General features: G+C 35.7%; 6 protein-coding genes and 1 pseudogene. 5 read left to right on the top strand and 2 right to left on the bottom strand.

Annotated features, from left to right (window positions below):
- The coding region (locus ACLPIE_RS21965; protein WP_430263765.1) for a hypothetical protein at positions 1 to 280 on the top strand (280 nt) is incomplete at its 5' end.
- A 346-nt stretch (positions 281 to 626) separates the two neighbouring features.
- Here the strand turns inward: ACLPIE_RS21965 and ACLPIE_RS21960 are convergent.
- Both ACLPIE_RS21960 and ACLPIE_RS21955 read right to left on the bottom strand, forming a co-directional pair.
- The gene (locus tag ACLPIE_RS21960) at positions 627 to 872 is read right to left on the bottom strand and encodes an integrase core domain-containing protein (protein ID WP_430263764.1); all 246 of its coding nucleotides are present in this window, start codon (positions 870 to 872) and stop codon (positions 627 to 629) included.
- An 8-nt stretch (positions 873 to 880) separates the two neighbouring features.
- Positions 881 to 1,069, bottom strand: a pseudogene (locus ACLPIE_RS21955) (transposase); the annotation flags it as partial.
- 920 nt (positions 1,070 to 1,989) lie between these two features.
- On the opposite strand from ACLPIE_RS21955, the gene ACLPIE_RS21950 reads away from it, so the two are divergent.
- The 4 genes from ACLPIE_RS21950 (at position 1,990) to ACLPIE_RS21935 (ending at position 8,836) form a co-directional block, all read left to right on the top strand.
- Complete coding sequence (locus ACLPIE_RS21950) at positions 1,990 to 2,325, top strand: CaiF/GrlA family transcriptional regulator (RefSeq protein ID WP_430263763.1); 336 nt, start codon at positions 1,990 to 1,992, stop codon at positions 2,323 to 2,325.
- 242 nt (positions 2,326 to 2,567) lie between these two features.
- Positions 2,568 to 4,337: a hypothetical protein gene (locus ACLPIE_RS21945; protein ID WP_430263762.1), complete on the top strand. Its 1,770-nt coding sequence runs from the start codon at positions 2,568 to 2,570 to the stop codon at positions 4,335 to 4,337.
- Between the two features lie 78 nt (positions 4,338 to 4,415).
- Positions 4,416 to 5,099 carry a LuxR C-terminal-related transcriptional regulator gene (locus ACLPIE_RS21940; protein WP_430263761.1) on the top strand — a complete coding sequence of 228 codons (684 nt, stop codon included), beginning with the start codon at positions 4,416 to 4,418 and terminating at the stop codon, positions 5,097 to 5,099.
- A 293-nt stretch (positions 5,100 to 5,392) separates the two neighbouring features.
- On the top strand, positions 5,393 to 8,836 hold the full coding sequence (locus ACLPIE_RS21935; protein WP_430263760.1) for an inverse autotransporter beta domain-containing protein: 3,444 nt from the start codon (positions 5,393 to 5,395) through the stop codon (positions 8,834 to 8,836).
- Positions 8,837 to 9,192: the final 356 nt, after the last annotated feature.

Below are 9,192 nucleotides of genomic sequence, written 5' to 3'. Positions count from 1 at the left end.
TCGTTGCAGCTCTAGAATTGCAGTCCAGTATTCTCGTTTACTTTGTTGTTCCATAGTCCCTCCAATGAAAAAGCTACTATGGCAAATGACGAGTTTGTTTAGTATGTGTGGTTCATTAACCGCTTACTTATCAAGGCTAAAAGCACCATCTAATACAAGATTTAGAATCTTCAATGCAGGTCTACCGTCTAAATATACCTCACTATACTTTTCTGATATCTTTGCATTGAATTGTTGTTTTTTTGTTAACTTTGGTGAGTTAATTAACAAAAAAATGTAAACGCATTATTGTTGACGAGAAGAATTTTTATTTGTATCTTTTTTGGATGCTCCATATTCGACAATTGACAGGGATGATCGTTGCTAATAAACATTAGGTTTACCGACATTAATTCACTGTCATTCTAAATGGAACATTTTGATTTTAAATAATAAAAAAATGTGCGGTAGCTATTTTCCATAGAAATAAATCATTTAAAGCTAAATATCAACTAGGTGTGGCTGTCCACTCCCCACTAATTGAGACACACCAACTTAGAGTTTTCTAACTGTTTACGATAGGCCTCCGGTGGGAGGTGATTTAAACTTTCGTGAATTCGATTGTGGTTATAATCTTGCAGCCAAAATTACGCTAATTCTCGCACTTGGCTTAACGATCCAAATAAATATGCATTTAGAAACTCACGACGGAACGAGCCATTAAAACGCTCGATAAACCCATTTTGTTGTGGTTTTCTCGGTTGAATATGGCACAACGTAATTTCATTATCTTCACAATAATTCAATAAGTTAACTGAAGTTAGCTTATAAGCCTTAATGACTGATAAACCTGCTTCTTTTAATGATTGAGCGCAGGATCTTTTTTCAGCCACTACCACTCTTTTTTTGTGAAAAGCGCCTTCATCGCGTGGTTTTCAAGGCTAACTTCGACAAAGCGCTTTTTCAGTTGCGCATTTTCATCTTCAAGCTCTTTTAATCGTTTAACATCATTAGCTTCCATGCCACCATACTTTGATTTCCAATTATAATAAGTTGCGTTGCTGATCCCATTTTGGCGGCAAATATCTTCCGCTTTTAATCAAATCAACTTATTGAATACTCAGCTCTTTTCATGTTATTCATAATAAGTTAATTTTCAACCCTCATTAAAATAAGGTCAACACCTTAATTTAAAACTTAAATTCGTCCCCGTATACTTATAATATTAATTGAGTCATTTATATTTAAAGGAGTGATCCTTATGCCTATTCAACACCCGGATTCTAGCCCCATTCTACGTACGACCCATGCTACATTACAAGCTAAAGCTGTGGTTCATGATGTAGCAGAATCTCAACGTGATACGTCAAGAACAAAGATACCGTCGGAACCGCCATCACTCCCTAATCAATGGGTAAACAGCTTAAATAACTTAAATATAGACCTTAGAGTACGAACTCATAAGGGGGGGACATCTTCGCTAATTACAAGTTTCAGATCAGCAAAGTATAATGAAATGAAAATGGTAATAAGCGAACATTTGAATGGAGCGGGTATGCCTATGCCTAATACTCTGAATGGAAAGACATCCAATTCTATTAGGAGCATTACAGTGGATAAAACACATATACAATGGCCAAGAGGAGACAAACAACAGTATAATTAAGTTGTACGAATTCATAAGATACATTCATTTTCAGGTGAAAAAAACAGGTGCGAATTAATATTAAAAGTTTATTCTTTAACCCCAGAACATTTACAAGATATATTTAAGATTAAGGATAAAACAACAAACTGACACTATAACTAGTGAATTCATTCGGTGGGTTGGTATTTGTGCTTTTTGTTACTATTAATATTCCCTTTAGTCTTTTTTTAATTTTTACAGATGTAGTGTTCCATGATAGCTATAATACCTGGGCTTTTTACCTTAGGTTTTCACATTATTATTTTTAAATCAAAAATTTTATCGAAAAAATACATAATACATATAGAAAAAAGGATACAAACATGAACACATTGGAATTTCTTAAAAAAGAAAAGAAAATAACGATAATGGCAAAGCAAGTTAATCATTCTGCATTTTTCATTCCTAAAGAACTGCAAAATTATGAGGAAAAATATCTTTATAAATACATTGCTCGCTGGAGCCTAATCCATGAAAAATATATCTGTTGCAATGATGTTGCAGAAAATTTCGGGATAAGTGTTCGGCAAGCAACCAATATTATTTCACTGATACATCGTCGTTATGCCGATAAAATTCATCACAAAACAAAAAAATTAAAATGCACCAAAAGTAAAGCGATAAAAACCTACATTTTAGTTAAGGAAATTAGAGATTAGTTTACACGAATGGTCAAAGATGAAAAAAATCATTAAATTAAGCAAATATAATTATTTGCTTAATTTTTAATAATTATCAGTCACCCTACTTTGAATATTGATAGGCTCCTTTCCATGTTATTCATAATAAGTTAATTTTTAATCCACATTAAAATAAGGTCAACACCTTAATTTAAAACTTAAACTCGCTCCCGTATACTTATAATATTAATCGAGTCAATTATATTTAAAGGAATATCCTTATGAGTGTGAGTGTTTCAAACCAAATACCTCCAAGGCGTACACGCCGTACAGATAATAGTGGGCGAAGTGGTGCTAATGGCAGAAATAGTGACCATTCTAGAGCTGAAAGGCTGCATAGTGATGCAACGAAACCTCCTGTTGCTGGAAACACGTCCTATTCAAATAATATACCAAATACAAGACCACTACCTGAAACAATAAAAAACGAATTAATCAAGATGGGGCTAGATTTCAACGAGCAGCAAAATAGTGATGGCTCTTGGACAATGAAAAATTTGACCAAAGAACAGCATATAAAAATATCTGATATGCTTATAAAACAGTTCCAAGGCGATGGAATGATTTTTAAAACGGAGAATTCAGATACAAGTACAAGACAGGTAAAGATTATAGCCATTAAGATCAGTAAAAATTTTTCATATGCCGATAAAAGCGTGCCCCCGTATTGTCTGAGCATCACAGCACAAGAAGTGAACAAAAGTAAAACTGCTGGTTTACCAGATGCTCAATTAACACCTAAAACATTTGAATATTCATTAACACGAGAAGAATTATCGTCAATATTTGGCATTAATGATGTCTTCGGTGAATCATATTCCCTCAAAAATCCATCTGCAAACGGCAATACTGATAAATCTAAGGTTCAACAGGCTCTTGATGAAGCTTGGAGTCAAGTGAATAGACTGGAAGCACAACTATCAGGGACCGAGAAAGAGCATGCAGCAGGAGCTACGGAAGATACGGAAGAACTGGAGAAACTGAGAATTGAATTATTAAATGCCAAGGCAGCGTATGAAGAAGCTATGAAAAATCAGGAGGCACTGAAAGAAAAACTATCAAATGCCAATGCAGAGCTTGAAAACGCTAGGAATGAAACGAATGTACTGAAAGAAAAATTAGAAAATTTCGCCGCAGCTGCCTCTGGTGTTCCGCACGAGGAAGCGCGAGTACTAGTCGAAAACCAATTAAAACAAAGTAAAAATAATATTCTACCTTATATACTATCAGCTATTGGTTTAACTATGGGTCTTGTTGGCATGGGCGTCATGCTCGGGATTGCAGATAGCAATAAAAAAGATGCTGAAGATAAAATTAATGAAGGTGAAAATAGTGTAACACAATCCCAAGCTGACTTGGATAACGCCGAAAATGGAGACTACAGTGCGGCAGGTGATGCTAAGGGTCGCGATGCGGTAAACCAAGAAACTCAAAAGGATAAAGCCCGTTATGAAGAACTTGATAAAATGCCATCGTCCCCTAAAAATGACGAGCTTAAGCAAGAAATTGCCGCCCGCTATACTTCAACCTCTGATGGCGTCCCTATTTTTTCGGAAAATACCCTGACAGATATAGGAACAGAGGCTTTCCAAACGACTTATGATACCGCATATAGTGCGGGTGTATCAGAAGCTAAAGCAGACATTGTGGACGCTGCAACCAAGCAATTAGAAAGTGCGGAAAAAGCATTAAGCAATGCAGAAAGAGCCAAAGAAAATGCGAATAAATTCATGGAGATGGGTGGATCTCTTGGCGGTGCTATGAGCTTATTAGGCATTGCAGGTTTAGGTGTAGCACGTAAACGCCATAATAATAACATCGAAAGTGCCAGAAATGCTCACGAAAATTTAAAGAATTTAGAAAATTCTAGGAATAATGGAATACTTTTTAAAGCTATATCTATGGATAGGCAGAAATTTAGTTCACCACAACCGCCTACCACACCTAGCCCAGTTAATAATCGAACTGGTCCCAATGACCCCGAGGGTTAATTTTTAATTTACGGCCTTATTTAACGATAAGGCCTCTGATTATCATTAAAGTATTGCTTATATTGTAAGGCCTTAATCATGAATACTTACAGAATCTACAATAATCAATTAAGTTCAAATATAAACAGTTGCAGAGTCTTAGTCGTTGATAGTATGCCAATCATCTACTTTGCGATTAAAAAGCTTACTAATAATCATTCTTATATTGATGTAGTTGACTATTGTGATAATAATTTTACCATTACTAATTCATATGATAGAAAAAAACCTAATCTATTTATTATTGACCCTGATATTCCTCTTTCAGCTAATGTCATCAAACAATTGAAACGAAAATGTAGTGAGATAAAATTTATTATTTATATTAATAATAAATCGCAAACATGTATTGATGAGTTTATCCGAATAGGTGTCCATGGTGTGGTATTCAAAAGTAGCGATGTAAAAATGTTATTAGCAGCTATTCAATCTGTTAATCAAGGGGTTTTATTTATTGATCAAGCACTAACTCCACACATAAAAAACAGTTCGTTACTACCAAATAACATTGAGAAACAGAACATACTTTTGCCTAAGATTTCCCCGAGAGAAAAACAAGTTTTCAAATTAATCATCGATGGTTTACGTAATCGTGAGATTGCAGAAATTCTTTCAATAAGTATCAAAACTGTTGAATCTCATCGCCTCAATTTAATGAAAAAACTCGATGCACATAATATTGTCGACTTAATGAAATGGGCGAACCGATTAAATATAGAATAAATATAGTAATACACCTTAATTTTAATATTGAGATTTATCTTCATATGAACAACGGCATATTGTATACATGAAGTAAATCACTTCCGTGACAAAGAGATAAACTTAATTTACCACAATATACTAATATCTATAACGCTAGCTAACAATTAAAGGGATAATATGTTTAATCGAAAGCATAACCTACAAAATAGTCATTTTAACAATTCTTAGATCTATATTATTAATATATACCTTAAATCTAAAAATTATCACTAGACAAACTTATATTCAAATTACCTTATTGAGGAGCAGTCATGCTTCATATAACTCATCAACATTTAAAAAAACAACGTTTTGTAGCATATTTACTTTTGTTTTTTCAGCTATTTTTACCGATAGCGTCTATTTTTGTTAATATTGCGAGAGCAGAACAAATTACCAACTCGGCAATTCCAATCTCATCCATTCTATCTTCTTCTGATATTCATCACCAGGATACCGATGAAAGGTTTCCTCTATCGCCAAATAATAAAAAAAATACTGAAGAAAAAAAGGGATCACTATCATCCTCTAAATCCCTTAATCACCAAAATTCGGATGAGAGGAAGTCTTTATATTTAAATGGTAAAAAAGAGAAAAAAAATCAATTAGCGCCTGAAGTTCCCACCTTAGATTTAAATGGCGAACGTGTCGATTCTGCGCTATCTGACATTCAAGTTGCGAATGTAGCCTCACAAGCAGGCCAAATTTTTGCCAACCCAAATAGCAAAGATGCCTCCATTGATTATCTCCAAGGCCTCGGAGAGGCTGTATTAAATCAGCAAGTGAACGACTGGCTAAAACAATATGGGAAAATTAGGTTTCAGCTTAATAGTGATAAAAGTGCTGATGCAAATTTACTATTACCTTTCATAGATAAAATCAGTGATTTACTCTTTTCTCAGGTAAGCTTTAAACAAACTGAAGATCATAAAACCATTAATTTTGGTATCGGCTATCGCCAAAATCAGAGTGACTGGATGTGGGGAGTTAACGCATTTCATGACTATGAAATTGTTGGTGGTAACTCTCGTTTAGGTGTAGGTAGTGAGCTGTGGGCGGATTATTTTAAGTTAGCCGCTAATGGCTATTTTCGCCTTACCAATTGGCATCAATCACATCTTGATAACATGATTGACTATGAAGAACGCCCTGCAAATGGGTTTGATATTCGTACCGAAGCATATCTACCTTTTTACCCTCAAATTGGCGGCTATGCCAAATATGAAAAATATTATGGAAAAGATGTTAATTTAGAAAGCAGTATATCCCCTAGCAATTTAAAAGAAAACCCAGCTGTCAGTACAATAGGAGTGAGCTATACGCCTTTTCCTTTAGCTACATTAAAGGGGCAAACCTCACAAGGAAGTTCCCATGATAGTTCTATCGCATTAGAGCTGACATACCGCTTTGGCATGCCTTTAAATAAACAACTTGATGGCGACAATGTCAGTGCAATGCGTAGCTTAATTGGTAGCCGCTATGACTTTGTGGATCGTAACTATGATATTGTGATGGAATATCGAAAAAAGAATTTACTCATAATTTCACTACCTAACGATACTAGTGCAGAAGCGGCATCCACCTTAGCAGTCACAGCTAAAGTAGAAAATTCGACTTACAACATTAAAAATATTACGTGGTCATCACCTAAATTATTAGCGGATGGTGGGAGAATAGAATCAACAGCCCTTAATTCCATTAAAGTAGTGCTACCGCCTTTCCAACCAACTACAGTTAATGAGCCGCAAATTTATCAATTAACAGCTCGCGCGACAGACAGTCAAGGCAACTTATCAAATACAGCAGCGATGCAAATAACTGTTAAGCCCTCTAAAGATATTATTACTTTGACATTAACACCAGATCACGCGATTAATGCGAATAATACTGATAGTTATAAAGCTACGGCCACACTAAGAAATACCAATACCAATGATGCATTGGTAAATAAAAATGTGACCTTTAGGGTGTCAGGGTTTAGTGATAATTCGCAAGTCACTCTAATCTCTGCCGATGGACAAAGTGGACAGTCCATCTCGAAAAAATCAGATATCAATGGCCTAGTGAACATTGACATTAAAAGTAAAATTGTCGGTACAGGCACATTAACTGCAACAATAGACAATGGTAACTTCGACAAAAAAACACTAAAATTTGATGCTGATAGCAGTAATTTTGATGCGAATTCACCGTTCTCAGCAACCCCTCCAGTAATTAAAGCCAATGGCACTAATCACTCGGTTGTAGCCCTGAAATTGCTAGATAAACAAGGTAATGTCGTACCTAAGCAAGAAGTGAAATTTATTTCATCTCTAAACGGAACAACTTTCACTGTCGTCAAAGAACAAAATGGTATTTACTCTGCTGACCTGACAGGAACACAGCCTGGGGTCAGCAAATTATCGGTAATGGTTAATGGTAATGTATTAACTCTAAACCAAACGGCCACGGTAACTTTATTAGGCGATGGCAACCAATTTGATGAGAACTCAAGCCTAACCGCCATTCCTAAAAAAATTAATGCTAATGGTGCGGACAGTTCCACAGTCACGTTCACATTGAAAGATAAGCAAGGAAACTTAGTTTCAGGCCAACATGTTTTATTCGAGACTGCATTAGAAAACATCACGTTCACACCAGTGAATGAGCATGATGGAGTTTATAACGCCCGGTTAACTGGAACAAAAGCCGGTAAAGCGCAGGTTACCGTTAATATCAATGGTGAGAAATTCAATACAACTCAAAAACCTGAAGTCACGTTGGTAGATGGAGACAGTAAACTCCTACTTAAAGTCGAAGCCAATAAAACCACACAGTGGTCAGATAGAAATATTGAAATTAAATTTACGACGGTAGATAGTACTGGTGTACCTATCCCAAATATCCCATTAAATTTTGATTGCGACAATTGTGTAGTCAGTAAAAACAACGCAAGCAGTGGTAATGAGCTAATCACAAATGATGCGGGTATTTTATCTGTCAACCTCACATTGAGCAGCCCACAATTTGAAGGTGAACGTAAATTAAAAGTTTGTACTGCAGATGGTTACTCTTGTAATGAAGAACTAACTGTCACCTTTATCAGCCCACCTAATATTTCAAAATATCGTTCCTTAGGAGGTAATAGTGATAAAACATATAACGGAAACGCATTTACAGAACCTCGGTTATATACTGGTACAATCCAATTAATTAACACTGGAAACAGCGATAAAGTAGCTAACCGATGGTCGAGTAATGATTCTGGTTTAGCCGTTAATGATTCAGGGCAATTAACCTTCATGCAAAACACCGCTGGTGTGATCACATTAACAGCCTCAAAAAGTGGGCTAGAAGATAGAACGTCAACATTTAAAGTCACTAAATCTACCAATAGCCGTTGGTACTCTTTGACAGAAGGAGAACCTAGTTACTATGCAAATATCAATGCAGGCAGAGCATGTAGTGGGACAAATGTAAGTGCTGTTGATAGCGAAGCTGTATTAAATAGCATTTATAATTTCTGGGGTAACTTAGATGCATACCCAAATTCAGGGCCATTTAAGAATGCCATTGCATTCACACCACTCTTACCTGTTTGGATTGATAAAACCAAGTCAGCGATATCTGACTCAGCTGCTGTGTTTTACTTTTCTGGAAATCGTGCTGGAACGATAAATAGAACCCAATCGTCCAGTTCATCACGAGCATGGGCAATGTGTCAGTATAGTAACTGATTTTATTTTCCCTATATAAAAAAGGTGCCATTTGGCACCTTGAGGTTGTTGACAAACTCCATGTTTTTTAGCATGGGGTTTATTATTTGAGCGATCGAAGGTCGCGATCGCGATATTTTTCTAAAATCCTATCGACGATATTTGTCGCGCTCTATATTTCGTTCTATATAAAGCTAATTGACCTTTAATCTGCCCCAAAATATAAAAAAGAAGCGCCAGTAGCGTAATGCCGATCAGTTAAGAACTAAATAATAGGTTGAACGATCCTACAGTTCTGCAAAAATCCGTAATCATCCCAAGATTACGGATTTTTTTATGTTACTTAGCCAAGCTCTCGAGACTGTTCAGGCTTTCTC

This window comes from Providencia sp. Me31A, from assembly GCF_050487165.1.
GTDB lineage: Bacteria > Pseudomonadota > Gammaproteobacteria > Enterobacterales > Enterobacteriaceae > Providencia.
Note: the sequence above shows the minus strand (reverse complement) of the source record. Positions and strands in the feature narration are given on the sequence as shown.